This window comes from Nostoc sp. C057, from assembly GCF_013393925.1.
GTDB lineage: Bacteria > Cyanobacteriota > Cyanobacteriia > Cyanobacteriales > Nostocaceae > Nostoc > Nostoc muscorum_A.
This window is the reverse complement of record NZ_CP040281.1, coordinates 3,735,074-3,761,870: the sequence shown is the minus strand read 5'-3', so window position 1 is coordinate 3,761,870 and position 26,797 is coordinate 3,735,074. Positions and strand designations below refer to the sequence as shown.

The 26,797-nt window shown below is 42.4% G+C and carries 25 protein-coding genes and 1 tRNA gene; 12 read left to right on the top strand and 14 right to left on the bottom strand.

What is annotated here, in order from left to right; genetic code table 11:
- Nucleotides 1-232 precede the first annotated feature (232 nt).
- Together smc and FD724_RS16265 are read left to right on the top strand one after the other, a co-directional pair.
- Complete coding sequence (smc, locus tag FD724_RS16270) at nt 233-3,886, top strand: chromosome segregation protein SMC (protein WP_179073335.1); 3,654 nt, start codon at nt 233-235, stop codon at nt 3,884-3,886.
- A gap of 58 nt (nt 3,887-3,944) precedes the next feature.
- Nucleotides 3,945-4,940 carry a PRC-barrel domain-containing protein gene (locus tag FD724_RS16265; RefSeq protein ID WP_179073334.1) on the top strand — a complete coding sequence of 332 codons (996 nt, stop codon included), beginning with the start codon at nt 3,945-3,947 and terminating at the stop codon, nt 4,938-4,940.
- A gap of 255 nt (nt 4,941-5,195) precedes the next feature.
- On the opposite strand, the gene FD724_RS16260 is transcribed toward FD724_RS16265, so the two are convergent.
- The 3 genes from FD724_RS16260 to FD724_RS16250 all read right to left on the bottom strand — a co-directional run bounded on the left by FD724_RS16260 (nt 5,196) and on the right by FD724_RS16250 (nt 6,391).
- Nucleotides 5,196-5,561 carry a DUF5615 family PIN-like protein gene (locus tag FD724_RS16260; RefSeq protein ID WP_179073333.1) on the bottom strand — a complete coding sequence of 122 codons (366 nt, stop codon included), beginning with the start codon at nt 5,559-5,561 and terminating at the stop codon, nt 5,196-5,198.
- Nucleotides 5,561-5,896: a DUF433 domain-containing protein gene (locus tag FD724_RS16255; RefSeq protein ID WP_179073332.1), complete on the bottom strand. Its 336-nt coding sequence runs from the start codon at nt 5,894-5,896 to the stop codon at nt 5,561-5,563. Before FD724_RS16255 ends, FD724_RS16260 begins: the two co-directional genes overlap by 1 nt.
- Nucleotides 5,897-6,154: 258 nt before the next feature.
- Nucleotides 6,155-6,391 carry a type II toxin-antitoxin system Phd/YefM family antitoxin gene (locus FD724_RS16250; RefSeq protein ID WP_179073331.1) on the bottom strand — a complete coding sequence of 79 codons (237 nt, stop codon included), beginning with the start codon at nt 6,389-6,391 and terminating at the stop codon, nt 6,155-6,157.
- Between the two features lie 289 nt (nt 6,392-6,680).
- Between FD724_RS16250 and FD724_RS16245 the strand changes: the two genes are divergently transcribed.
- The gene (locus FD724_RS16245; RefSeq protein ID WP_179073330.1) at nt 6,681-8,405 is read left to right on the top strand and encodes an ABC transporter ATP-binding protein; all 1,725 of its coding nucleotides are present in this window, start codon (nt 6,681-6,683) and stop codon (nt 8,403-8,405) included.
- 164 nt (nt 8,406-8,569) lie between these two features.
- Entirely contained in the window at nt 8,570-9,208 is a 639-nt protein-coding gene (locus FD724_RS16240) for a histidine phosphatase family protein (protein WP_179073329.1), read from the top strand.
- A gap of 260 nt (nt 9,209-9,468) precedes the next feature.
- On the opposite strand, the gene FD724_RS16235 is transcribed toward FD724_RS16240, so the two are convergent.
- Both FD724_RS16235 and FD724_RS16230 read right to left on the bottom strand, forming a co-directional pair.
- Nucleotides 9,469-10,662: a toll/interleukin-1 receptor domain-containing protein gene (locus tag FD724_RS16235; RefSeq protein WP_256874286.1), complete on the bottom strand. Its 1,194-nt coding sequence runs from the start codon at nt 10,660-10,662 to the stop codon at nt 9,469-9,471.
- Nucleotides 10,663-11,068: 406 nt separating this feature from the next.
- Nucleotides 11,069-12,526 (bottom strand): YdiU family protein, encoded by a 1,458-nt coding sequence (locus tag FD724_RS16230; RefSeq protein WP_179073327.1) that lies wholly within the window; start codon nt 12,524-12,526, stop codon nt 11,069-11,071.
- Between the two features lie 121 nt (nt 12,527-12,647).
- Between FD724_RS16230 and FD724_RS16225 the strand changes: the two genes are divergently transcribed.
- Nucleotides 12,648-13,307 carry an SMI1/KNR4 family protein gene (locus FD724_RS16225; protein WP_179073326.1) on the top strand — a complete coding sequence of 220 codons (660 nt, stop codon included), beginning with the start codon at nt 12,648-12,650 and terminating at the stop codon, nt 13,305-13,307.
- Between the two features lie 25 nt (nt 13,308-13,332).
- Here the strand turns inward: FD724_RS16225 and FD724_RS16220 are convergent, their stop codons facing one another.
- Both FD724_RS16220 and FD724_RS16215 read right to left on the bottom strand, forming a co-directional pair.
- Complete coding sequence (locus FD724_RS16220) at nt 13,333-13,818, bottom strand: hypothetical protein (protein WP_179073325.1); 486 nt, start codon at nt 13,816-13,818, stop codon at nt 13,333-13,335.
- Nucleotides 13,819-14,203: 385 nt separating this feature from the next.
- Entirely contained in the window at nt 14,204-14,779 is a 576-nt protein-coding gene (locus tag FD724_RS16215) for a GNAT family N-acetyltransferase (RefSeq protein ID WP_179073324.1), read from the bottom strand.
- 325 nt (nt 14,780-15,104) lie between these two features.
- On the opposite strand from FD724_RS16215, the gene bioB reads away from it, so the two are divergent.
- The gene (bioB, locus tag FD724_RS16210) at nt 15,105-16,112 is read left to right on the top strand and encodes a biotin synthase BioB (RefSeq protein WP_179073323.1); all 1,008 of its coding nucleotides are present in this window, start codon (nt 15,105-15,107) and stop codon (nt 16,110-16,112) included.
- 82 nt (nt 16,113-16,194) lie between these two features.
- Here bioB and FD724_RS16205 read toward each other — a convergent pair whose 3' ends face one another.
- Nucleotides 16,195-16,290 carry a cytochrome b6-f complex subunit PetL gene (locus FD724_RS16205; protein ID WP_094332720.1) on the bottom strand — a complete coding sequence of 32 codons (96 nt, stop codon included), beginning with the start codon at nt 16,288-16,290 and terminating at the stop codon, nt 16,195-16,197.
- A 164-nt stretch (nt 16,291-16,454) separates the two neighbouring features.
- Here FD724_RS16205 and aroB point away from each other — a divergent pair, with 164 nt between their 5' ends.
- Nucleotides 16,455-17,567, top strand: coding sequence for a 3-dehydroquinate synthase (aroB, locus tag FD724_RS16200; RefSeq protein WP_179073322.1), 1,113 nt, complete (start codon nt 16,455-16,457; stop codon nt 17,565-17,567).
- Nucleotides 17,568-17,667: 100 nt separating this feature from the next.
- Nucleotides 17,668-18,246, top strand: coding sequence for a Uma2 family endonuclease (locus FD724_RS16195; protein WP_179073321.1), 579 nt, complete (start codon nt 17,668-17,670; stop codon nt 18,244-18,246).
- Here FD724_RS16195 and FD724_RS16190 read toward each other — a convergent pair.
- On the bottom strand, nt 18,232-18,753 hold the full coding sequence (locus tag FD724_RS16190; RefSeq protein WP_114084519.1) for an NUDIX hydrolase: 522 nt from the start codon (nt 18,751-18,753) through the stop codon (nt 18,232-18,234). The genes FD724_RS16195 and FD724_RS16190 overlap by 15 nt on opposite strands.
- Before the next feature lie 43 nt (nt 18,754-18,796).
- On the bottom strand, nt 18,797-19,111 hold the full coding sequence (locus FD724_RS16185; RefSeq protein ID WP_179073320.1) for an S-layer protein: 315 nt from the start codon (nt 19,109-19,111) through the stop codon (nt 18,797-18,799).
- A gap of 638 nt (nt 19,112-19,749) precedes the next feature.
- Here FD724_RS16185 and FD724_RS16180 point away from each other — a divergent pair.
- Both FD724_RS16180 and FD724_RS16175 read left to right on the top strand, forming a co-directional pair.
- On the top strand, nt 19,750-19,989 hold the full coding sequence (locus tag FD724_RS16180; RefSeq protein WP_179073319.1) for a hypothetical protein: 240 nt from the start codon (nt 19,750-19,752) through the stop codon (nt 19,987-19,989).
- A gap of 92 nt (nt 19,990-20,081) precedes the next feature.
- Complete coding sequence (locus FD724_RS16175; protein WP_179073318.1) at nt 20,082-21,485, top strand: tyrosine phenol-lyase; 1,404 nt, start codon at nt 20,082-20,084, stop codon at nt 21,483-21,485.
- 170 nt (nt 21,486-21,655) lie between these two features.
- Here the strand turns inward: FD724_RS16175 and FD724_RS16170 are convergent, their stop codons facing one another.
- Both FD724_RS16170 and FD724_RS16165 read right to left on the bottom strand, forming a co-directional pair.
- Complete coding sequence (locus FD724_RS16170) at nt 21,656-22,507, bottom strand: CmcJ/NvfI family oxidoreductase (protein WP_179073317.1); 852 nt, start codon at nt 22,505-22,507, stop codon at nt 21,656-21,658.
- Nucleotides 22,508-22,573: 66 nt separating this feature from the next.
- Nucleotides 22,574-23,257, bottom strand: a complete 684-nt coding sequence (locus FD724_RS16165) for a glutathione S-transferase family protein (protein ID WP_179073316.1) — start codon at nt 23,255-23,257, stop codon at nt 22,574-22,576.
- 18 nt (nt 23,258-23,275) lie between these two features.
- Between FD724_RS16165 and FD724_RS41700 the strand changes: the two genes are divergently transcribed.
- On the top strand, nt 23,276-23,854 hold the full coding sequence (locus FD724_RS41700) for a hypothetical protein (RefSeq protein WP_306297092.1): 579 nt from the start codon (nt 23,276-23,278) through the stop codon (nt 23,852-23,854).
- A 25-nt stretch (nt 23,855-23,879) separates the two neighbouring features.
- On the opposite strand, the gene FD724_RS16155 is transcribed toward FD724_RS41700, so the two are convergent.
- Both FD724_RS16155 and FD724_RS16150 read right to left on the bottom strand, forming a co-directional pair.
- Nucleotides 23,880-24,668, bottom strand: a complete 789-nt coding sequence (locus FD724_RS16155) for an RNA methyltransferase (protein WP_179073315.1) — start codon at nt 24,666-24,668, stop codon at nt 23,880-23,882.
- A 79-nt stretch (nt 24,669-24,747) separates the two neighbouring features.
- Nucleotides 24,748-24,829, bottom strand: a tRNA-Leu gene (locus FD724_RS16150).
- Nucleotides 24,830-25,238: 409 nt separating this feature from the next.
- Here FD724_RS16150 and murA point away from each other — a divergent pair.
- A complete protein-coding gene (murA, locus tag FD724_RS16145) occupies nt 25,239-26,606 on the top strand; it encodes a UDP-N-acetylglucosamine 1-carboxyvinyltransferase (RefSeq protein ID WP_114084512.1) in 1,368 nt (455 codons plus the stop codon).
- Nucleotides 26,607-26,797: the final 191 nt, after the last annotated feature.

The following is a 26,797-nucleotide window of genomic DNA, read 5'->3' as shown; positions in this document are numbered from 1 at the left end:
ATAAATCTATTTACTAAAATTTTTACGCACCTTGAAAGGGCTAGTAGTAAAGACTAAACTCCTTGCAATATTGTGCTTTTCTTTGAAATAAGATTTTCCTTACCGCCTCTGTGCTAGCCTTGCAACAAGCTGTTACGCGTCTACGATAATCCTGAATTCTCTTCCCTACCCTCTTGCGAATTTTTAATTAGTTGATACACTTGTTCTTCATTAGCCCAGTTAACCAGCGCCTATGGTTCATATCAAGCGCGTGGAACTTACCAACTTCAAATCCTTCGGCGGTACTACTTCAGTCCCTTTGCTGCCGGGGTGTACTGTCATATCTGGGCCCAATGGTTCGGGTAAATCTAATATTCTCGATGCACTGCTGTTTTGCCTCGGACTCTCCAGTTCTAAGGGAATGCGAGCCGATCGCTTACCAGATTTGGTAAATAACACCCAAACGTCTAAAGGACGCGCTTCTATTGAAGCTAGCGTCACTGTGACGTTTGATTTGTCAGATGAAATCTCACACAAAGACACAAAAGCGCAAAGAGAGGAAGTAGAGGAGGCAGGGGAAGCGGAGGAAGAACCAAAATCCAAAATCGTTCGACTGAGCGAAGCCGAAGTCCAAAAGCCAAAATCGGCAGAATGGAGTGTTACTAGAAGGCTGCGAGTCACCCACCAAGGAAGTTACACGTCGAATTACTATATCAATGGTGAAGCTTGCACGTTGACAGAATTGCATCAGCAACTAAGTAACCTGCGGGTTTATCCTGAAGGCTACAACGTGGTGCTGCAAGGGGATGTCACCAGCATTATCTCGATGAATGCGCGGGAACGGCGGGAAATTATTGATGAATTGGCAGGGGTGGCGGCGTTCGATCGCAAAATCATTCAAGCCAAATCAACTTTAGATGAGGTGAAGGAAAAGGAAGATAGCTGTCGGATTATTGAGACAGAATTAACTGCACAGCGCGATCGCCTTTCTCAAGATCGTGCTAAAGCTGAGAAATATCAAAAACTCCGCACGGAATTTCTGGCTAAACAATCCTGGGAAGCTGTTTTATCATGGCGATCGCTACAAGCACAACAAGAAAAGTTGGTTCACGAAATTCAAACAGGCGATCGTAATTCTAGTGAACTCTCAACCCAACTCACAAATCTAAATTCCGAAATTGTCCAAAAAACTGCTGAACTTGAACAACTCAATGCCCATGTCAAAGCATTGGGAGAAGATGAACTTTTGGCGGTACAATCTACCCTCGCCACCCAAGAAGCAGAACGAAAACAACTCCAGCGTCAGCTAACGGAATTACAAACAGCTTCTCAAGAAACTGCTAAACGTCTCACTCAAACTCAGCAAGAAATTCAAAAACACCGACATTCCCTAGAAGAAATTGCCGAAACCCAAATTGTAGAGACGCGATTCATCGCGTCTTCCCAACACCAAAGGAATGAAGTCCACCAATCTCTAGAAACCTCCCGCGAAGCAGCCGCAGAAATCGCCTCAGCTTCGGAAGCATGGGTACAGCAACAAACGGCATTCAACCGTCAAATTGAAACTCTGTTGCAAACTCTAGAACCGCAACGCACAGAAAAAGCACAACTCACAGAACGGAATAATCAGTTACAGCAATTAATTTCCGAGCAAACCCAGTTAATTGAACGCGACGAACCGCTATTAGCTCAAAAACAAACTGACTGTAATCAAGTTGAAACGGAATTTAACGCCTCTAGCGAACCCATCCAGAATTTAGCCCAAAATCTCTCAGCCACAGAACAGGAATTGCAAATCCAGCAGGAAACCCAAAAGCGGTTACTTTTTGAACAACGGGAAAAACAACGCCAGTTGGATAAAATAGAGGCGCAAACGCAAGCACAGCAAGAAGTCCAAGGAACCCAAGCTAGTAAAGTTATTTTACAATCGGGAATGCCTGGACTTTGTGGCTTGGTTGTGCAGTTGGGAAAGGTGGAACCCCGCCATCAGCTAGCTTTGGAAATGGCTGCCGGTGGACGATTGGGACATATTGTGGTGGAAGATGATGGTGTAGCCGCAGCCGGGATTGAATTGCTCAAACAGAAACGTGCCGGGAGAGCGACTTTTTTACCACTAAATAAAATTCACGCACCTAAATTTACTCAAGATGCAACGCTGCGTTTTGCTAGCGGTTTCGTTAACTATGCTGTTAACTTAGTCGATTGCGATCGCCGTTACAAAGATGTATTCAGCTATGTTTTTGGTAACACAGTCGTATTTGCCAGCCTTGAGGCGGCGCGGAAAAATTTAGGTTTATATCGCATCGTCACCTTAGACGGGGAATTATTGGAAACTAGCGGTGCAATGACTGGTGGTAGTAACAGCAATCGTTCAGCGTTGCGGTTTGGTACAGGTGAAGCAGCGGAATCTGATGAAGCGATCGCTTTAAGAAGTCGTTTGGTGGATATTGAGCGAGTTTTAGAGCGTTGTACTGAAGCGATCGCTACTTTGTCAGCCAGAAGCAAAAAACTGACACAAGAATTAACAGAAGCGCGTCAGGCGCGGCGCGAACAGCAGTTGCAATTGGAACAGTTGCAAAAAGATATTAAGAATTTGACAGTGCAATTAGAGGGGACGCGATCGCAACTCGCCCAAAACAGCGAAAAGTTAGCCATTGCTCAATCCCGATTAGAAATTTTGGATCGGGAATTACCTGGACAAGAAACTCAACTGCAACAATTGCGACACGCCTTAGCAGAGTTAGAAGCGTCTCAAACTCCCAGTGAATGGCAACAAATCCAGGCAACCATTAAAATTCAAGAGCAACAATTGCAACAACGGGAGACAACATTACGCGAAGCTGAACAAAGATTAAAAAATTTGGAAAATCAGCAACAACGTTTGCAAGAAAAAATTCAAGAAGCAGAAACGCGAATCACCGAATACGAAACCCAACAAATCTCTTGTAAAGACGCGATTCATCACGTTTCCACACAAATCACAACGATAAACGACCAAATCACCCAAACCCGTTTATCGTTGAGTCAAATGGAGCAGAATTTGGGTGAAGAGAAACAAAAACGCGACGCTACAGAATTGGAAGTGCGATCGCACCTTTTGCGCCAACAACAATTGCAATGGGAAATCGAAAAACTCAAAGAAACCCAAGAGAAGCGGCGGGAAGAACTAATTGCACTGCAAAGCCAGTTGCGGGATATGGGAGCAGAATTACCAAATCCTTTGCCAGAAGTTCCAGATAAGGTAGATTTGGAAGAATTGCAGAAAGAATTGCGATCGCTTACCAAACGCTTACAGGCAATGGAACCTGTTAATATGCTGGCGTTGGAAGAATACGAACGCACCCAAAACCGCCTCCAAGAACTGACGCAAAAATTAGAGACACTAGAAGGGGAACGTACCGAACTACTTTTACGGATTGAAAACTTTACCACATTGCGGCAACTTGCCTTTAAAGAAGCGTTTGATGCTGTCAACGAAAACTTTCAATCAATTTTTGCCATTCTTTCAGACGGTGACGGCTTCTTGCAACTTGAAAATCCCGAAGATCCCTTTAGTAGTGGACTAAATTTAGTCGCGCACCCCAAAGGCAAACCCGTACAGCGCCTAGCTTCTATGTCTGGGGGAGAAAAATCACTTACAGCCTTGAGCTTTATCTTTGCTCTTCAACGCTACCGCCCATCGCCCTTTTACGCCTTTGACGAAGTGGATATGTTTTTAGATGGAGCAAACGTAGAACGATTAGCTAGAATGATTAAGCAACAGTCACAACAAGCGCAATTTATAGTTGTGAGTTTGCGTCGTCCGATGATAGAATCAGCCGAACGCACAATTGGCGTTACTCAAGCACGAGGAGCCTACACTCAAGTTTTGGGGATTAAATTACAATCATCCAATACATCTGCTTGAGTTTTTGTTAATAATAGTGTATAGACAAACCGGATTCGAGATCAGGACTCGGTATAGAATGACCTCCGAACAGATAATTAGACGTTCCGATATATTAAACACCCAGGTGATTACCCGCGACAACGGCAAGCGGCTAGGCATCATCAGTCAAGTATGGGTTGATATTGATCAACGAGAGGTTGTGGCTCTTGGTTTGCGAGACAGCCTGATCTCCATTTCGGGCATACCGCGCTACATGTACCTCAACAACATCAGCCAGATTGGTGATGTCATCTTAGTTGATAACGAAGATGTAATTGAAGATATAGAAGTTGAATCTCTCAGTAATCTAATTAGCTGGGAAGTAATTACAGAAACAGGTGAAGTACTAGGCAAAGTTCGGGGCTTTAAATTCAACGGTGAAACCGGGAAGCTTAACTCCATAGTCATCGCTTCTTTAGGAATCCCCCAAATTCCCGACCAATTTTTGAGTACTTATGAATTCTCAGTGGATGAAATTGTCAGTACTGGCCCCAATCGGTTGATTGTGTTTGAGGGAGCCGAAGAACGGGTGAATCAGTTGACAACTGGTTTACTAGAGCGTTTGGGTATTGGCAAAGCGCCGTGGGAGAGGGATGCAGAAGAAGAATACGGCTATACTCCACCACGCCAAGTTGCACCAGGTAATCAACTGCCTAGTGGTGTGCCATTGCAGCCACCCAGACAAAAAGTTCGCGCCCCTGAACCCGTAGCGCGGGAAGAGGAATGGAATGAAGACTATGTGGAAGAAGAAAGGCCACAGCGTCAGGTAATGAAGGCGCGGCAGTATGAGTCTATTCAGTATGAAGAAGACGAAGAAGAAGATAACTGGAGTGAAGCAACAGGTAACGACAGGTATCAACAACCGCAGCCGCTAAAGTATGAAGCCAAGCCTTACAGCAAGCCTTATGTTGATGAATACGATGATTATGACGACGTAGACGGCGATGCTTGGGAAGATGAGCCGAAGCCTGTGAATATTCCTAAGAAAGTCAAAGAAAGGCAGCCGGAATACGAAGAAGAAGGCGGATATTAAGTAATTCGTAGTTCGTAGTTCGTAGTTCGTAATTCAACAGGAAAATTACGAATTATTTCTCAGATAAGTTTAGCCCTCTCCTTGCAAGTAAGGAGGGGGCTAATTTTTTAGGATAAGTGAGGGTTGGAAGCAATACGTTGGTTCGGTTAAGGTTTTTTGATGAAAATTCTAGATCACAAAGACGCGATAAATCGCCGTCTCTACAATAATCAGTCCTTTGTAGAGACGGCGATTCATCGCGTCTCTTGTCTTAACCTATTGGCTTAGAGGTAGATATTCAATTCGATCCTGGTATTCATCCTCAAACGAAGCTTCCACAATGATGATTAATTCTTCAACAGTTTGTCCAATGCTTTGGTTTGCATCTATGGTTAAAATTCCAGGAATATGACGACCTGAAGCTAAATGGTCAGCCAAATGTCTGGGCATCGACTTACGGTTATTTGTCACCAAAATAAATCCATTGGTTTCGCACCAAATCAAAATCTCTGGATCTGGAGTACCCTTGGGTGGCACATCTAAATCTCCAATGATTCGCACAACCAATTCAGGGTTGCGTCGCACAAGTTGAGAACGATATGTAGGACTCAGATGTTCATCCAACAGATACCGGATTGCCATTAGCTTTCCTGCAACTGTTTTCCAGCGTTTTCTTCCTGAATCCGCCGAAACCTCATTCTGGCAGGAGATGGATTTCGCTGTTGTTCTTCGCGCATGGTTCGGGAAAATTCCAACCAATTTACCAGATAAGCATCAACCTTTGAACGATGATGCAAGTAATACAAAATCGTGGCGTAAACCTGTTCTAACGTCACCGTATGAAATTGTTCGGCAATTTCTTCTGGTGTTTTAGAGCGATAGATATACTCGTAAAGAATGCTCTCAATCCCAATACGGGTTCCTTTGAGTCGGATGTCATCTGGTGCAAGGGCGTTGAAATACTCTTCCAGGTTCATAAAGCAATACCCCTCAAATTAACATTCCACTTTAATCATAAAAGAACACCGGGAAACTCTATGATCAACCCTAAAACAGTTTGTAACTAATTAGTGAACTGTTTAGAAACTCCCCAAAAACTGCGTGCCCCTACGGGTGCAATTCACGCAAACGAGAAGCGCTATAAGATTAATTCAGCCTTTTCCTTACTTACAAGGAGAGGGCTAATTTTTTAGCGCGGTTCGAGAATGATGTTTGTATCTAATAAGTATAAATACTCATTTTGAAAACTCAATATCATCTAAGGGTAATAATCCTTCGTCCACGTCGGCAAAGTCTTCGTCCAGTGGTTCAAGGGTGGAAAGGGTTTCCAGGAGGGATTTTTTCTTGATGGGGGAAATGATGGCGAAGGGGATACCGTTTTGGGTAATAGTCAGAGGTTCGCCTGTTTTTTGGGCTTGGTTGAGTAGGGTTTGGATGGTTGCGGGGAGTTCGGAAAGGGTAATTTGTGTCATAGTGGGTTCTGGGGTTAGCGTATGGGGAATTAGCGCACATCTATTTTACCTGTGACGGCGTTGGTGATGAGGGCAGTGCGATATTCTTTTAACAGTTCAATTGCTTCTTGAACTTTGGCTTTTTGTTGGTCAATTTGGCTTTTTTTTGGTCAAAATATTTGGCGATCGCTTCATTAATGACTGACCATAGTCGCTAAAACAGTTTGTAACTAATTAGTGAACTGTTCAGAAACTCCCCAAAAGCTGCTAGCGTCAAACAAAGGAAAAATATCGTTGTGGACTTTCGAGCTTGAAAACGCGTTCTAATTACTGGCAACTACTGCCTTATATCCGACTCCAGTGGAAAACCATCACCAAGGGACTCATTGGTATCTTGGGATACGTGCTGGCGACATTAGTGTTGATAAATCTTGCCGGTAAATTGGCAATTCCCTTTGCACAGGGTAATGTAGTAGTGATCGCTCAAATAACTGGCAGCTGTGCCTTAGTCTTTCTTGTCAGAGGCTTGTTTCAGTCTATACAAGATATGTACATGGCCAAAGCTTCTTTGAGAGTTGCTTTTTATCTCCGTCAGCAAGTGTACGCCCATCTGCAAAAACTAAATCTCAGCTATTTTGAAACCGCAAAAGCAGGTGATTTATCTTACCGCCTCACCGAAGATGTTGACCGGGTTGGCGAAGTGGTAAATAAAGGATTTCACGACTTTATCCCCTGTATTTTGCAGTTGTTGGCAATTCCGATTTACATGATTTACCTGAATTGGCAACTGACATTAGCAACGGTGATAGTCGCGCCGTTGATGGGTATTTTGGTTGGCTGGTTTGGTGAACGTTTACGCAAGTATTCCTTAAAAAGTCAAAATCGCGTGTCGGGTTTATCAGCCATCCTCGCGGAAGTTTTCAATGGTATTCGTTTAGTACAGGCTTTTGCTGCTGAAAATTATGAAATCGCCCGCTTTGGCCATGAAGCAGAACGCAGTCTCAAAGCTAAATACTCAGCCGAACGCCTGAAAGCGATTCAGATTCCCATTGTGGGATTTCTAGAAGCTTTAAGTGCGTTATCGTTACTGATTGTGGGAGCGTGGCAAATTTCCCAGAATAACTTGACAGTGGCGAATTTTTTCAGCTATCTGGCGGCGGCGGCGCTGTTAATTGATCCCATTGGTCATACTACTAACAACTACAACGAATTTAAGCAGGGTGAAGCATCTGTTGACCGCGTTTTTGAATTGATGGCAATTCAGCCGACGGTAATCGAAAAGATCAATGCGATCGCTCTGGCTCCAGTCAAGGGCAAAATAGAATATCGTCATATTTCCTTTGCCTATAAGCCTGGTGAACCCGTATTGAAAGATATCAGTTTATTGGTATCACCAGGTGAAGCGATCGCACTTGTGGGTGCTTCTGGTGCTGGTAAAACCACATTTGTCAATCTCCTCCCCCGTTTTTACGACCCCGAAGTTGGTCAAATTTTCATTGACGATGTTGATATTCGGGATGTGAAATTGCATAGTCTGCGGCGACAAATTGGGATTGTTCCTCAAGAAACCATCATGTTTTCGGGGACAATTGCCCAAAATATCGCCTTTGGACAAGATGTTTTTGACATGGAAGCAGTTAAAGAGGCGGCGAAAATTGCTAATGCTCATCAGTTCATCAGCCAACTGCCAGAGGGTTATCAGACCTGGGTGGGTGAACGTGGGGTAAACTTATCAGGAGGACAAAGACAAAGAATTGCGATCGCTCGTGCAGTTCTCCTCAATCCCCAAATCTTGATTCTTGATGAGGCGACATCAGCATTAGACTCTGAATCAGAAGCACTGGTACAGGAAGCGCTAGAAAGACTGATGCAAAAACGCACAGTATTTATTATTGCTCACCGCTTATCAACCGTGAGACGGTGCGATCGTATTTTAGTTCTCGAACAGGGACAAATTGTCGAATCAGGAACCCATGAACAATTATTAGCCCTAGAGCATCGCTACGCGCGGTTTTATGCCCAGCAATTTAGTTAGCAGTGAAAATACACAGAGGGTTAGAGAAAAGTAGAACTTTTCAAAAGTTTGTGTTGGATTGACTTTTCTGGTTGATTACTTTGTCCTGGTGTCACATAATCGATTCCGAGATTGATGGTACTTTGTTTTTGCACCAACTCCTTTATCCAATCGCGATACAAGCTATGACACTCAATTTATATTTACTGCGACATGGAGAAACTACTTTTAGTCAAAGTGGTAATTTCTGCGGTGAAACTGATGCGGAGTTGACAACAGAGGGGATGCAGATGGCATCCGGTTTTGCCGATGTTTATCAAAAATTGAAGTGGGAAGCTGTTTATGTTAGCCCAATGAAGCGCGCAATTGCAACTGCCAAGCCATTTTGTGATGCTATCGGTATGGATATGCAGTTGCGTGACGGACTTAGAGAAGGTAGTTACGGCGAATGGGAAAGGAAGAGTAAATCGTTTGCTCAAGAGAATTACGCAGAAAACTATGTAAAATGGTTGACAGAACCCGCTTGGAATGCGCCACTAGGTGGAGAAACTGCGGTAGATATTGCTAACCGTTCTATGCCTGTAATTGCTGAAATTCAAGAAAAACATCACCAAGGTAATGTTTTAGTAGTTTCCCATAAAGCCACGATTCGGATTATGCTTTGCAGTTTACTGGGAATTGATTTGGGACGCTATCGCTATCGGGTGAATATTTTGGTCGCGTCGGTAAGTATGGTTAAATTTGACGTTCATGGCCCTTTGTTAGAAATATTAGGCGATCGCCATCATATACCCGATCATATTCGCTCTCGTCCGGGAACATAAACCTCGTCTACCTTGAGAACCGTAGTTTTGTAGTTTTGTAGGTTGGGTGCAGCGATCGCGTAACCCAACATAAATAAGGTGGTAATGTTGGGTTACGTTTCACTCCACCCAACCTACATCTACATAAATATATCTTTTAAAAAACTCTTGGTTTCAACATAGATGAGGTTTAATTGACAAAAAGTTTTGGTATGAGTGGGATGCAAGCCGGGTTTGACATGACTTGCCAAAAAGGGATAGCAGCCTTTCAAAATACCAAATTAGATGAGCTTACCCTGGGTATTTAGCATAGTTTTTGCAAAAATAATTTCGTTAACGATATCCATAACATCATTAACTACATCTTCTGCTGTTGAAGGGTCATTGATATATTGATTCAGTGACTTAAATTTTTCCGGTGAGATATTTCCCATTAATTTACTATCCCAATTTTCCAGCATTTCGTCGAATACTTTTTTGGCATCGCCATTAGTACATACAATAGGAATCACCGGAATTTTTTCTTGTTTAGCATATAGATAAGTTTCATAAGTTCCGCCAACGCCTCCCACAAGAATCACCAAATCTGAATGTCGCAAACAATCGAGCCACTCATTAATACCTGATTCAGTGTATTCGACTTTTCCACCCTTAAATACAGGTTGTTTGCCTCGCGGAACAACGTGAGTTAACTTATCGGTTAGGCGGATATCTTTTTGCGCGATTTTTTCGGCAAACTTATCAGCGACAACATAATCTACTCCCTCCCATCCACCTGTTATCAAGTTATAGTTATATTCTGCTATTTTTGCACCAAGTTGTTGAGCGCACCAATTGATTTCATTAGGAATATCAAAAAATCCTGTTCCTGCAACTAAAATACTTTTTTTGCTTCTGAGTTTAACAGCATCATTTTTAATAGCATCAGTAAGCTGATTGATAAATCCATTAAAGTTGTGAGACGGATCAATGCTTAATTTATCCGAGATAAAAAACATGAATTCATCAATTTTTTGGGAAATTTCCATAATTTTTTCAGCAACATTATACATTGCTGAATCTTCATGAGCAGATAGTTCTGAACTCATGAGTTGTTTTAGTATTTCACTCTGTTGCTTCCAATATTTTATATACTCAGTCTTACCTTCTTTGGTATAAACATTAGCATCCTGTAAAACTACAGGAAAAACTTTTTGTTCATAATCCTTGCGTTTCATGATTTCAACAGCTTCAAACATACAGTATTCCGAGCGCAAATATTTGTCGCTGACAACGACAATTACATAGTTTCCGCGCCCGATTTCCTGCATGAAGTCGTGTATACTCTTACCTAGCGTTAAATAGTTGCGATCGCGAATTAAGTTGTACCGTTCAGAAATAAGTGCAGTGCAAATTTTATCGACTAATTCTTCGCGTTGACTACCTAATTCACTCTTGTTATCTTTCCATGCGTATGATATGTATATCTGATTCATTTTTTTAAGGTTTTCTAAGATGCGATAGAGAAATTTGGAAGCAATAAGTGAATAAAATTTGCTTCTACATAAACTATCCTCCATCTACGTGGATTGAAAAAATAACCCACGCAGGCAAAAATAATTCTGAGGTAGGTTTTAGAGCATCAGAACTTTAGAGTTTAGTCTGTGTAGCTGTGATTTCTAATCACCAAGGCTGAATAAAATTTTACTTTTATATTTAGATAACCGACCTACGTATTTTCTCGCAATTCAATTTGGATTGCTATGTCTATACAATTTAGTTAAAAATTTTTGTAGAGACGTTGCATTGCAACGTCTCTTATTAGATTATTCGTCGTGTAAATTACACCAGATATAATCTCAATAAGCTGTCCAGATTAAAAAGAAAATAGGTGTGATTTTACTATTTTCTAGACTGAATCGCCTGGATTAACTCATAAAAAGGTTGCCAATTATCTTCTTGAGCAATTGCTTCCCAAGTCGACTCAATCACAGGTCTTAATAGTACCGTTTTAGGATTATGAACAGCTAGAGTTTGAGCAATTACATCGGTGCGATCGCTATCAAAATCATTCAAGATTTTATGGTATAGTATGCACCAATCATCAAAGATTCCCGACGCACCCGGTACTGGCACAATATCCGAATTATTCATCACAAAACCTGGCTCATCTCGCCATTTGGATGAAAAAGTCCGAGCCATCTCATAAAAAAACTGGTGATAAGCAACTTGGCTATCTTTCAAGAATTCAACCGTTAGATTCAACAGTTCCGCAGCTTGTGGGTGTGACAGTTCCACAAAACCTAACTTTTTCAACATCAAAGAACTGTATTCAGCTTGATAATATTCATCAAACCTTTCTAATGCCGCTTCCATTTCGTCTTTATCAAGAATCGCCTTTAAAGGTTCTTGGAGCATTTGTAAATTCAACTTACAAATACTTGGTTGATTACCGTAACAATAGCGTCCATAATAGTCAAAATATGCAGCTATAAAGGATGGGTTATAAGTTGGGATAAACGCGTAAGGGCCATAGTCAAAACTCTCTCCAGTGATTGACATATTGTCAGTATTTAGGACTGCATGACAAAAGCCAGCTGCCATCCACTGCGCTACTAGTTCTGCAACTCGTTTCACTAATTCGGCGTAAAACAAGACATATTTATCTTGTTCAGCGCTTAAGTGTCGATAATATTGCTCAATTACGTGGTCTAACAGCTTCTTAGTTAAATCTGGACGCTGAAAATAGTGCAGTCGCTCAAAAGTGCCAAACCGAATATGAGAACTGCTCATTCTAATCATCACAGATGAGCGGGTAGGTGAAGGTTCATCGCCCCGCCAGAGGGGTAAACCTGTTTCAATCATGCTCAAACAGCGCGAGGTACGTACACCCAAGTGGTGCAGTGCTTCCGCAGCCAGAACTTCCCTCACTCCACCTTTGAGCGTGAGCATCCCATCGCCTCCACGGGAGTAGGGCGTTCTCCCAGAGCCTTTTGTACCAAAATCATATAATTCGCCATCAGTGGCACGGACTTGTCCATAGAGAAAGCCTCTACCATCACCCAACTGTCCGTTATATTCACCAAATTGATAGCCGTGGTAACGTAGTGCTAACAAGGGTTTGCGCCCCTGAAACTGGCCAAAAGCTGTAATGAAATCTTCGTCTTTGACTACTTGAGGGTCTAAACCCAAACGAGGTAGTAGTGCATCGTTACGCCAACGCAAGAGGTGTTGGGGAAATTCAGCTGCTGCCACCTCATCATAGTAGTCATCACCTAGAGATTCTAAGGCGCTTTCGTAGTTGAGGGAGAGAAGAGGATTGCTAGAATTTTTGTAGTTTGGAGTTTCAGCCAGAGTCATTACGAGCAAAGCTTAATTCATTCTTCCCTTAATACTACCTCTGGCTGAAACATCAGCATAGACACAAAAAGCGACCATATCTAAAATATGGCAGCGCCACCATCAAAATCTAGAGCGCATAATGAATAAAGTTTTGCAATTAAAGAAAAAATTAACTCAATTAGCTATTTTAGACGCTACATTTGAGGTTTTTGGCTCAGAATCACACCAATATCAATTAAAACCTTGCTTGAGTAACAAAGATATTCAAGTTTTTGAATCTAGATACAAGATCAGTTTACCAAGTGAATATAAAAACTTTCTGTTAGAAATTGGCAATGGTGGTGCGGGGCCAGGATACGGCTTATCTGGACTATCAGGAATTGAATATGAAGATGTCATCGCAGAAAAACTATACCAAGAGAAGTACGAAATTCTCTCTAAACCATTTCTTTTAACAGAAGCGTGGAATGATTTAGATTTGATTATCAACAATATAAATGATGCTTATTTTGACAATAAGTTTATCCAGGGTACTCTCACTATTACAACTTATGGTTGTGGAATTGATGCAATATTAGTCATTACCGGGGAGCAATCAGGAAAAATCTGGATAGATGACCGTACTAATGATAATGGAATATATCCTGCTTCTTTGGATTTTTGTAGTTTTTTCCATGATACCGACCCTGATGATTCTCATCCAAATAGCGACCAGGGGCAGCCTTTAAGTTTTTATGATTGGTATGAAGACTGGCTTAACCGAAGTTTGCATCAAATCCGCCAGTCTTCAGAAACTTAACCTTAGTTAAATAAAACTGAGTTTTTTACTTTTTAATTGGTTGCGATACTGATTGAGTAGTTCCTACTGGGTTTGATGTTGGTGAAGTAATTCCTACTGAGTTTGATGTTGGTTGTGATGCCTGTGGAGATAGAATTTGTTTTACTTGCTGGTTATAAGTTTGCAAAATTGATTGAACCTGTTTTTGTTGATCTTGATTCAGATCCAAAGATTTTAACACTATTCTAATTCTCTGACGGGATTGTAGTGCTGCCTTAAATTTAGTGGCTTGAGAGGGGTTTAATAAAGCCTCAATATCCTTATCTCTTTGCTGGCGAGCAAGCTGGATTTGTAAGCGCTGTTGCTTTGTAATATTAAGTTTTTGGTGTGCTGTAGGACTATTCTGAGTTGTTAAACCTTTTATAGTGGAGGAAGTTGGAACTGGTGCTGCCAAAACAACTCCGTGCAATATGGTAGCAAAGGCGAAGATAGTAGAAAATACAGATAAGCGCTTTATAGAATTAATAGACATTTTGAAAAACTCCTCAATCATCTAAAAAAAATTCACCCCTTGTCTTATTAGTCAGATGGTGAACAAATATTACTCTTGCATTTGCTTGTGGAGTTGTTGTGTATTTATTATGGATTTACTATGAATTTATAGATATTGCAAGTTAATGTCTCAATGTTATTAATTAACTGTGTATAAATATAATACACATAGATACTGAACCAGGGCAAACGCATCTAAAGTATAAGAATCCTTTAATAGCAAGGGTTTTGGCGTTTTTTAATTTAGCCTATTTTTTCATCAAGATCCTTGCCCAGCAAGGGTTTCAGAAATCCCGTGCGTTCGCCCTGGATACTGAACTTATTTTAATAAGTTCGGTATCTCTATACTACTAGAAAATAGCTGTTTAAAATTTTGGTGCTTGCCAATTAGTATTTGTAAGACTTGTCATAATATGATCTTCCCATTGTCCATTAATTAACAAATAGTCTCTAGCGTATCCTTCAATAACAAATCCGAGTCTTTTTAAGACATTGCCACTGCGACGATTGTGAGGCATATAATTAGCCATAACTCGGTGAAAGTTCAACTCTTGGAATAGATATTGAGTTGCGGCTTTTAGCCCTTCTGTCATATATCCTTTACCTTGTTTACTTTCAGCAAGGCTATATCCCACGTAGCAAAAATGAGCGGCTCCTCTTACAAAATTGCTAAAATTTACGGTTCCAATAACTACAGTAGGATTTTTTTTTGTAAAAATAAATAGCTTTAATGATTGCCCATTAATAAATTCGAGAAAACTATTCTCTATCTGATATTGCCAATATTCTTCAGTGAAAAAACCATCAGCCCATAGAGGGTAGAATGGGGTGAGATAAGTTTTGTTATAAATGAAGTATTTAAGAATTTGGGGTATATCTTCATGAATCGCCGCTCGTAATAATAGGCGATCGCTAGTAATTAGTGGCAGTTCTGATATCATAATCGACGGGATCTCTTCCCAGCACATTCTCTAAATTTTATAAATTCTCTCATACCTACGGTTTAGCAGCAGCAGTTAGAACTGTTTTACCCAATGCCCTTTAAAACAGACAGAGTGAGTATTTTTGCTGGTAATCTGCCATTCCACCAAAATCTTGATAAGCTGATGTCTAATATCTAGAGCGCAAGGATTGAGAGCCAATGGGTGATAAAGCACAGTGCGGGGCATAACTTCGATAAAATCGCTTTGCCCAAACGCTGTACCGCAGGAAATTCAACCAAAAGACAGCTCAAGATTCAACCCAATCTACAAGAAGGATAGTGATGTGGTGGCAATACGCTACGATTGGCAGGAATTAGAAATTCGGGCGATATACAATATGCCATTGCTAGAGCTTATTTATCAAGCTGCTAGCGTGCATCGCCAATATCATGACCCAACAAAAATACAAGTTTGTAAGCTTATATCCATTAAAACGGGAGGTTGTCCAGAAGATTGTAGCTACTGTGCCCAATCTTCGCGCTATAAAACAGAGGTAAAGGCGGAAGCACTCCTAGAAAAGGAAACCGTTGTTAACATTGCCCAGAAAGCTAAAGAAACTGGTGTGAGTCGCATCTGCATGGGTGCTGCTTGGCGCGAAGTCCGGGATAACTCACAATTTGAGGAAGTCCTGGAAATGGTCAAGGATGTAACCGCAATGGGCTTAGAAGTGTGCTGCACTCTGGGTATGTTGACGGCGAATCAGGCTAGGAAATTAGAAGAAGCGGGACTTTACGCCTACAACCATAACTTAGATACCTCGCAGGAATATTACAACACAATTATTACCACGAGAACTTATAGCGATCGCTTGAACACAATCGAGAATGTCCGTCAGACAAATGTTACTGTTTGTTCCGGCGGTATCCTCGGTTTGGGCGAAACTGTCGATGACCGAGTTGGGATGTTACAAACTCTGGCAAACTTACATCCACATCCAGAATCCGTGCCAATTAATATTCTTTCACAAGTACCGGGCACACCCTTAGAAAATCAGCCTGATGTCCCCATTTGGGATATTGTGCGGATGATTGCCACAGCCAGAATTTTAATGCCAGCTTCCGATGTGCGTCTTAGTGCCGGGAGGGCTAGACTTTCTCAAGTTGAACAAGCTTTCTGCTTTATGGCAGGAGCCAATTCTATCTTTTCTAGCGACGACAACAAAATGCTGACGGTGACAACTCCCTGTCCAGATTACGATAGCGATCGAGAAATGCTCAATTTACTTGGTTTGGGTATGCGTCCACCTTCCCAAAGACAGGAGAAGGTAGCAAGTCCAGCAGTTGTAGGATAAATATCTTCTTGTGGGATGGGTGTCTCACCCGTCCCCGGATAAGCTGAGGGCAGGTAAGATGCCCGCCCCACAAAAGTCTTAGTTAAATTATCTTGGCAGTCCGCAGACCGAACAACAGACCGACAGATAAACCGAAGAACAAAGCTAAAAAGCCGATGTAAGCTGCAATTGCAAACATTTATTTTTCTCCACAATACTTCCTAAATATATTGAATCATTAGTTATTAGTCATTTGTCATTTGTCATTTGTCATTGGGGCATGGTTATTCTTGTCTGCCTCATCTCCCCCACTCCCAGATTGCGATAGAATACAGCCCACGGGCGCTTGTTTGGGGTTGAGCAATGACTTCTTTAATTAATGTAAATTTACCAGAGCAGTCTTATGAGATTGCGATAACTTCGTTGAGCTGCGCTAACGCACCTTCGAGTTTAGATCAACTGGGTCAACAGATGGCCAATCTGAAGCTAGGCAAGAAAGTACTGCTAGTTTCTAATCCAACGATTTTTAAGCATTATGGGGAAAGAGCAATTACATCCCTGACATCTGCGGGATTTGAAGTCGCTAGCTGCACCCTACCGCCTGGTGAACGCTACAAAACCCTTAATTCCATCCAAAAACTCTACGATATAGCCTTGGAAAACCGCCTAGAACGTTCTGCGACAATGGTGGCTTTGGGCGGAGGTGTGATTGGCGATATGACTGGCTTTGCAGCCGCAACCTGGTTGCGGGGTATTAATGTTGTCCAAGTGCCTACAACTCTCTTGGCGATGGTAGATTCGGCAATTGGTGGTAAAACTGGCGTGAATCATCCCCACGGTAAAAACTTGATTGGGGCATTCCATCAGCCGCGCTTGGTTTTGATTGACCCAGATGTGTTAAAAACCCTTCCGATGCGCGAGTTTCGGGCAGGGATGGCTGAAGTTATTAAGTACGGTGTAATTTGGGATGCTGAATTGTTTGCCCAGTTGGAAGCAAGTAAACGGCTTGACCAACTCCGCTATGTAAAACCTGAGCTAATAGACACCATATTAACGCGCTCTTGCCAAGCCAAAGCTGACGTTGTTGGCAAAGATGAGAAAGAAGGCGGATTACGCGCAATTCTCAACTATGGACATACCATCGGTCATGCAGTGGAAAGCTTAACTGGTTATCGTTTAGTGAATCACGGTGAAGCAGTGGCTATTGGTATGGTAGCAGCCGGTCAGATTGCCGTCGAATTGGGAATGTGGCAAAAGGAAGACACGGAACGTCAAAATGCTTTAATTCAAAAAACAGGTTTACCGACTCAGTTACCATCTGGGTTGGATATTGAAGGAATTATTGAAGCGTTGCAACTAGATAAAAAAGTTAAAGCAGGAAAAGTGCGGTTTGTTTTACCAACGCAAATTGGTGTAGTGACAGTTACCGACGAAGTGCCATCAGATATTATTCGGCAAGTCTTGCGGGGAATGTGAACAATTTGCAGAAGAATTCAGGAGTCAGAATGAGCTAATAGAAGTCAGAATTGAAATTAGTTTCTCTGTCCTTAAATTACGAATTACGAATTACTGAGCCATGATACTCCAAGCCAAAAATCAATTAACCTTGCAAGAGTTCTTAAATCTTTCACCAGGTGAAGGAGATATAACTTATGAACTTGTTGATGGTCAAGCAATTCCTAAAATGTCACCAAAATTTTTTCACGCAAAACTTACCCGTGTTCTTCTCAATTTGATTGAGCAATCGTATGAAGGTAAAGGAGAAGTTTGCCCGGAATGGTCTGTTGCATTAAATCGTCGGGGGCGAGATTGGGTACCAACACCAGATATTTTGTACATCTCTTATGAACGTTTACCCACTAACTGGGATGAAAACGAAGCTTGTCCTGTTCCTCCCGATTTGGTGATTGAAATTATTTCGCCTGGACAAACCTTTGGACAAATGGCAGCTAAAGCCAAAGACTATTTGGATGCTAAAGTGCTGCGGGTGTGGGTGGTAGATAGTAAAGCCAGAAGTATTACTGTTTTTTATCCAGATGCAGCACCACAAACTTATATGGGAGACGAATTACTCACAGATTCCCTATTTGAGGGACTGGAATTTACTGTTGAGCAGCTGTTTCAAAAGGCGAAAATACCATTAGATGCCGAATAGCACACTTTTTGCGTCTAGCACAATTTGACGCATATCATTTTTATTGCCTGCTTGATATTGAGAAATGAATTCATCAATATCTATAATGTTTCTTCCCATACTTTCATGTGTACATAAGCTTAGACAGTCGTAGCCATTGTTAGAGATTATTTCCTCAACAAATCCAGTCATGACCACAAGGTATGTAAGCTGCTCAGGTTGACTACCGTAAAAATCAGACTGGATAAATTTTACAAGTTTTAATTCTCCTAGAGTTACTTTTACCTCCTCCATAACTTCTCGTCTTGCAGTTTCCTCACAAGTCAATTCGCCTATCTGCACATGTCCTCCAGGAAGGTCAATACCACGGTCAAGGAGAGCGCATACAATTAAACCATCCTTGGTAAAAGGTACGACTAGAACACTCGTTATCTTTTCAAAGGCAGGCAAAAATGAACTGCCAATATCTACAAAATTGACTTTTTGACCTGTTTGGATGACAGTCTTTCTGCAATCCTTCTCACTCATTGGCTTAATTTCTGCTATTTAATATAGTTATAAGACTCCTATTTTATTTTTCAAACTGCGGTTCTTTCTGCGGTTGCTGCTGGCTATTTGTTGGTTGCAATTTATTAAATAAAGCTGGTGGCGTAGCTTTACGAAATGCACCGCAGTAGTGCATGGTCATAACTGCTTTAAAAGCCCAATGGTCTTTTGGCACATCACTAAAGGGATTCGGCAAAGTTTCTGCTTGATTTTGGATACAAGCATTCAAAACTTGATTCGATTTTGCTGGTGTGTCGGTAGTAAGTTCTTGAGATTTAACAGGAGTAACAAAGCTAGTAGTAGCTAGCATTACGACTGTTACCAAAAGTTTACAGTTCATAAATTTGAGCTTTCTAGGGATGAAAGTCTACCCTATTTTAGTTCCCAGGCTGTCGCCCAGGAACTAGAATAACCTAAGCGTTAGAAAACATGGTAAGCATTACTAATAGAACAACTAATCCACTGATCCAAAGAGCTAACGAACCCCAACTAACTGAATCTTTTTGTACTCTTTGCCAGAAATTGTTAACTAAGTTATTTCGAATTGCCATATAACCTCCAATTTTTATTAAACTTGCACTTACTCAAGGTATGAAGCCTGGATTGAGCAAAAAAAAGTTCATCTTTAGGAATATCAGCCTTTATTAGCTGATTCCCAAAGACTAATCAACAGAGATTTAAATTAATCCGTTTAGGGATGTTTACGATAAAGCGTGTGTCTTAACGCATTACCGATCTAATAAACAAAAATTTACAAAAAGATATTTGTTGATGCTTAACTTTATTTTCCCATACGTAACTGTTTACACTTAGAAATTTGGCAATTTTGAGAGAATTCTTAACGTTGCCTTAACCATGTGTAAAAACTAGTATTTTTTTAATCAAAAACTACTTAAATACTGATTATGTTTCACTTTCACTCGTGATTTATCTAGACTTTAAAATAGATACAACTAATAGTGAAATGGTAGGTAAATAATGGTGCAACAAATAAGACAGAATGAACCGCAATATATATGTATTATTCCAGTTGAGAGAATTACAGCTAACCAAGACGAAGAAATTATGACCTTTGGTATATCAGCCGACGATGCAAAAAAACAAGGTGAGGAATTATTAGCATCTACCTATGGTTGTAATAAATCACAAGTTTTGGAATTGATCCAGCAAGCACGAATTGAACCAATAGCTCAGTGGTGTGCCCCTAAAGAACGCTAAAAGTACTTATGACGGTCTTGGCAACAGCAACTATTAGCACCCAAAATGGTATGCAAATATTTGCCTTACCTGCATGAAGGAGGAATGAATCTATGACCGATGCCAAGCAAACTTCCCCGCGCCGCCGTCGCTCTTGGGCAGAGCCATATAAAATCAAGGTAGTTGAGCCATTAAAAATCACTACTCGCGCTGAACGCGAACAAGCGATCGCACAATCGGGTTACAATACTTTTCTACTGCGTTCTGAAGATGTCTATATTGATTTGCTCACTGATAGCGGCACTTCAGCCATGAGTGATTATCAGTGGGCAGGGATGATGCTAGGTGATGAAGCTTATGCCGGCAGCAAAAATTTTTACAATTTAGAAGCTAGTATCCAAAAGTATTACGGCTATCGCCATATTGTACCTACTCACCAAGGGCGTGGTGCAGAAAATATTCTTTCTCAAATACTGATCAAACCAGGAGACTACATACCTGGCAATATGTATTTCACCACAACCAGACTGCATCAGGAGTTAGCTGGCGGCACTTTTGTCGATGTGATTATTGATGAAGCCCACGATGCTCAATCACTGCATCCATTCAAGGGCAATGTAGACTTACAAAAGCTTACAGACCTAATTGAGCGAGTTGGGGCAGAACGTATTCCCTATATCAGCGTCGCCGGAACCGTGAATATGGCTGGCGGACAGCCGATTTCTATGGTTAACCTGCGGGCAGTACATCAGTTAGCCCAAACTTACGGTATCCGCGTTATTCTTGATGCCACCCGCGCTGTGGAAAACGCTTACTTTATCCAGCAGAGGGAAGAGGATTATTCCAGCCAAGCGATCGCTACCATCTTACGCGAATTTTGCTCCTATACGGACGGTTGCACCATGAGCGGCAAGAAGGATGCACTAGTTAACATTGGCGGTTGGCTGGCTCTCAATGACTATAATCTTTACGAAGAAGCACGTAACCTAATCGTAATTTATGAAGGTTTACATACTTACGGTGGTATGGCTGGCCGGGATATGGAAGCTATGGCACGGGGTATAGAAGAATCAGTTCAAGACGATCATATTCGTGCCCGTGTCGGTCAGGTTGAATACCTCGGACAAAAGCTTTTAGATTGGGGTATTCCAATTGTTGTGCCGATTGGTGGTCATGCCATTTATTTAGATGCCAAACGCTTTTTACCACAAATCCCCCAAGACCAATTTCCGGCACAACGTCTAGCAGCAGAACTATATCTAGAGGCAGGCATTCGGGCAATGGAACGGGGCATCGTTTCCGCAGGGCGCAATAAAGAAACAGGCGATAATTATTATCCAGAGTTAGAACTAGTCCGTTTAACTATTCCCCGCCGTGTTTACACCCAGGCTCACATGGATTTGACTGCTGAAGCCGTTGAAGAAGTTTTTTATAATCGCGATCGCTTACGCGGACTCAAAATGATTTATGAGCCGAAGTATCTCCGCTTCTTTCAAGCAAGGTTTGAATTGAATTAGGGGGATTGGGCATGGGGCATTGGGCATGGGGCATTGGGCATTGGGGATTGGGCATTGGGTATTGGGTATTGGGTATTGGGCATGGGGAGAGAATTAATAATTACCTCTCTCTTTCCCCTCTGCTCCCCTGCTCCCTGCCCCCTTGCTCCCTGCTCCCTGCTCCCTGCTAATTATGCGGCATAGAAAACCAACGTTCGCAACTCAATACTCTCACGTGGTGGGGCATCTGGCTGGCTTGTTGGGTCGTCGAATGCGGTGTGGGCGGCGAACCGCGCTAAACCTTCTTCCTCTGAATCAAAACACTTGATAAGTAGGGCTTCGTTCCGTTGCATTTGCGAAAAGTAGAACCACCGATGTTTTGGATTGTATGTGACTGCGTAGGTTTCGCCAATGCGATCGCGATATACAAGATCGGTAGCCACGAGGTCATTCGGTGCGATACTTTGGGCATCACACACCGCTAATGGAGACTCTTGAACTGGCCCTGCGATCGGTCGCCAGAGGTTGACTACACTAAATCTATGCCGCAGAAGCTCATCAGGATCTTCAGTACCGATTGCTTCCAACACGGCACGGGCGCGACTATAACCAGACTTGGCGGTGAAGTCGTTGTGTACGCCTCTTACTGGTGTCTTGATGCCTTGTTCGCCCTGCTTCGCTCGTTCGGCATTACGCAGGTTGTGATCGAACACTATCACCCTTTGGGCACCTGTCAAATCCTTGAGAAATTCCTCGGCTTCAGGGTAGTAAACGCGGCGCACCTCATCGCGATCATAAAAGTCTTTAACAGTGCTGTGCTGTTCGACCAAGGCGAATCCCTGCTGATCTAAGGACACATTTTCTGCGATCGCCCGAGCATCGTAGATTGGGAGTGTATGTACCTCATACTTCCCACTTCGCTGTGGAATACCTGGCGGTGGTTCGTAGGTGTAGTTAACAGGTTTTTCTGCTGTTGGGGTGAGGTAATGGAGTTCTCCCTCAACGTGCGGTATATCTTTGAATAATTGACTGTTTAAGCTCATGGGTTAATCTCCCAGTGAATTCAACAATGTTTTAGTGATGGCGGATAGAGGACTGTAACCTATTAACTATTTTTGAGCAGAAGCAACGGGAGTGGGCGCACCAAGAATCTTGGCAAATCTTTCTAAATAGAAGCTTGTAGGATTTTCCACCGCCCGAATTGACTCGCGATCGCGCAGGGTATTCCACCATTTCTGCAAGCGAGGGGTTTCTGTTGGTAAGGTGAAATTGCGGAAGTGTTCTAGAAGGGGCAAGCGTTCAAACCAAGGATAGAAGCTGATATCAACTAAACTCAGCTGCTCCCCTAACCAGTAAGGGCCATTACCAGAAAGCTTACCTAGTCCTTCTTGTTCAATGTACAATAACGCTTCCAAAAACTCTCTTTGTCCTTGTCCCTGTTCTTGAGCATCTTTACCACGGAGAAATTTGTTAAAGGCGGGTACAAAGAGAGTGTTGGCATAATCTATCCAGATCCGAGCGATCGCTTTAGCTCCTGGATCGCGGGGTAATAAAGGTGGTTCTGGAAAGACTTCATCAAGATATTCGTTGATGATGGCAGACTCATAAATTTCGATATCCCCATGTTTAATCGCAGGGACTTTGCCGTAGCGCGAAATCTGTGTATAGCCATCTGGTTTGTTTTGTAAGTCAATTTCGGTGCTGTTAAAGTCAATTCCTTTTTCTAGTAAAACCACACGGGTTCTTTGGGAAAAGGTGGAGGCTTTGGCAAAGTAAAGTTGTATGTTGCTCATAAAATACTTTCCTTGTAAATGCGTAGACGCGCAGTACTACTAAATACCAACTATTGGGGACGCAAAAGTGCAATCGTATACTGGATATTATACTACGGTTTATCGGTCGAATTAAAGTACAAAGTTTCGAGATTATTCCACAGTCTTTACAAAAATACAAGTTCTAACAATTGGAGACAACTTGGCAAAAGTGACCAAAGGCAAGTATCGATATTATTGATAACCACTGCTAAAGTTGATACAGCACACAACTATGATGTTATAAGTGCAAAATTTAAATCTGTAGAAACTGCAATCACAATTAGGTCAGTAAATCAGGATTTTCAAGTCAATATTATGGAGCCAATTCAGCCACAACAGCGCCGCGTCGCCGATCAAGTGTTTCAGCAATCCCTCGATCAGTTGGAGGATATCTTACAAGAAATTGAAACTGAGGAAGAAGAAATTCCACAACTTCCCCAACTGCATATTACTAATCTCAGTGAAGTGGAAGTCGATCAAGATTTGATCGCTATTGATTTAGCGGCCCTTGAGGACGCAGTTGCTGATATTGAACAATATCTTGAAGAAAAGACAAAAACCCAAGAAAAGTTATGAGTTTTACATTCCTGTACAGAACCGATTAATCGCGTCTCTGACTCATTTGCCGCCTAGCTTCGTACAACATTAAAGCGGCTGCGATCGCTACATTCAAAGATTCTACCCCAGGACTCAAAGGAATTCTGACTTGTTGATCTGCGATCGCTGCTAAGTCTGCCGACAATCCAGCACCTTCATTTCCCAGTAAAATCAGACTGGGTTTGCGCCAATCCACATCCCAATAAGTTAAACTCGCACTGGGTAAGGTTGCCACTACCTGCATTCCTGCTTGCTGACTTTGTTTAACTGTTGCTTTTAAATCTTCGGTTACGGCCGTTGCTAGGCGAAACCATTGTCCTGCGGAAGCCCGGAGAACTTTTGGGCTGTCTAAATCGACACTATCTCCACTTACCCACAAACCTGATGCTCCTACCGCCGCAGCAGTGCGAATCATCGTACCCAGGTTTCCCGGATCTTGTACTGTTTCTAAAGCTAAAACTAAACCAGTCAATGGTAGTTGAGTTTGGCTATCCCTTCGTTTTGCCGTTGCTACCACACCATCAGGTTGGACTGTAGTAGCGATCGCATTTAAGACTTCCTCGCTGACAATCTCGGCGCGATCGCTTTTACTACAAGCTTCTTCCCAGAGTGATGAGTGGGCTACTTGCCAATCTGGAGTACAACACACTGTTTCTAGTGGGTAATTTACCGCACAAGCCTCTTCCAACAGGTGCGTCCCTTCCAGTAAAAATAACTGCTGCTTGTGCCGCTCCTTGGTGGAGTGGAGTTTGCGAATTTGCTTAACTAAGGAATTTTGTAAACTGGTCAACATTTTTTAGTTGTGAGTGCTGAGTAGTGAGTGCTGAGTTTTTCCTTCTCAGCACTCACTACTCGGCACTCAGCACTGGTTATGCGGAACCCGGGACTTGAACCCGGAAGCCTTGCGGCACTAGAACCTGAATCTAGCGCGTCTGCCAATTCCGCCAGTTCCGCTGGCACTTGTCTTTATCGACAATTTCCTATTATTGCGTTATGTTTTACCTTTGTCAAGTGAAAACCTAATGCCTCCTTTAAGAGGCTCAGACTGGAAAGGAATTTTTCAGGGGATTAGGTCGAATCAAAATATTAACTGAACAGTACAGCATTGATTTTTAGAGAATACTTAAGTCATTTTACTGAGTATTTAATTTTGCTTAAAACTACTACTTATTCGTTCTTTTTTATTAAATTTTTTAAAAGCTCAAAATAATTGCTATTGCTTGCTTTGAGCCATTATTTTTCACTAAAAAACAATTTTTTTATGCAATATGCTGTTCTAAAATGTGGACAATTTGAATCTTTACTGTAGAATCAAAACCAACTTCAAACATATAAAATACGTATTACTTTTGGAGGTAGGCTTATCAATCCTTCTACCAGCTTACCAGATGCCAAAATTGCTCCAGAAGCAGACTCCTCAGTCTTGCAAATTTGGGGTGGGCATCCTTTGCGAGGTCATGTGAAAATTAGCGGGGCAAAAAATGCAGCACTGGTAATCATGGCTGGAGCCTTGCTGTGTCCGGGCGATTGTCGTATCCGCAATGTCCCCTTATTGGCGGACGTAGACCGGATGGGTCAGGTATTATCGGCTTTGGGTGTAAGCTTAACGCGCCAAGGCGATATTTTAGACATCAACGCCAGCGAAATTAAAACATCAAAAGCTCCCTACGAACTAGTTACCCAATTGAGGGCAAGTTTCTTCGCCATTGGTGCCATTCTTGCAAGATTGGGAGTAGCACAGATGCCCTTACCAGGCGGTTGTGCTATTGGGGCAAGACCAGTTGACTTGCATGTTCGAGGACTGCAAGCAATGGGGGCTGAGGTGCAGATTGAGCATGGCATTTGTAATGCCTACGTCCCTGGCAGCAGCCGGAGATTAAAAGGTGCGAAGATTTACTTAGATATCGCCAGCGTTGGAGCGACGGAAAACTTGATGATGGCTGCTACCCTGGCAGAGGGCGAAACCATCATCGAAAATGCTGCCAGAGAACCGGAAGTAGTTGATTTAGCTAACTTCTGTAACGCGATGGGAGCGAAGATTAAGGGGGCGGGTACTAGCAGGATTATTGTTGAAGGAGTCCCCAAGCTACATTCTGTTGATTACAGTATTATTCCCGATCGCATTGAGGCCGGGACATTTTTGCTGGCAGCAGCAATTACCCGTTCCGAACTTCTTCTTTCGCCAGTGGCTCCAGAACATCTTATACCAGTGATTGCCAAGCTGCGGGATATTGGGGTGACGATAATTGAGGACAAGCCTGAACACTTACGCATTCTGCCGGCGGAAACTCTCAAGGCAACGGATATTGAAACTCAATACCATCCGGGTTTCCCTACAGATATGCAAGCGCCGTTCATGTCTTTGCTGACATTGGCCGAAGGCGACAGCGTGATTAACGAATCTGTCTTTGAAAATCGCTTGCGTCATGCCTCAGAGTTGAATCGTTTGGGGGCAGACATTCGTGTTAAAGGCAACGCTGCTTTCGTTCGGGGAGTGCCAAAATTATCTGGCGCACCAGTATTAGGCACAGACTTACGAGCATCAGCAGCGCTAGTCATAGCAGGACTGGCAGCAGAAGGAAAAACGACCATTCAAGGATTACAGCACCTCGATCGCGGCTATGATCGGCTCGATATGAAGTTGCAGCAATTGGGAGCTAAAATCCTTCGTGTGGGCGAAACATCAGCAGATGCCGAAATCGCTCCCAGCATCAGTAGCCTCTCAAGTTGAAATTGATAGGTTGAATAAGAGGCAAGGGAGCAGGGGGACAAGGGAAACAAGGGGGAATTATTGAACAAATCCCTCTCTTGTCTCCCTTATCTCTACTTCCTGCCTCTTAGTTGAGACTTAGGCAAGAATGAGGGAGACAAGGTAAAATTTTCTCCCCGGCTCCCCTGTTCCCCCTGCCCACCCTGCTTAAA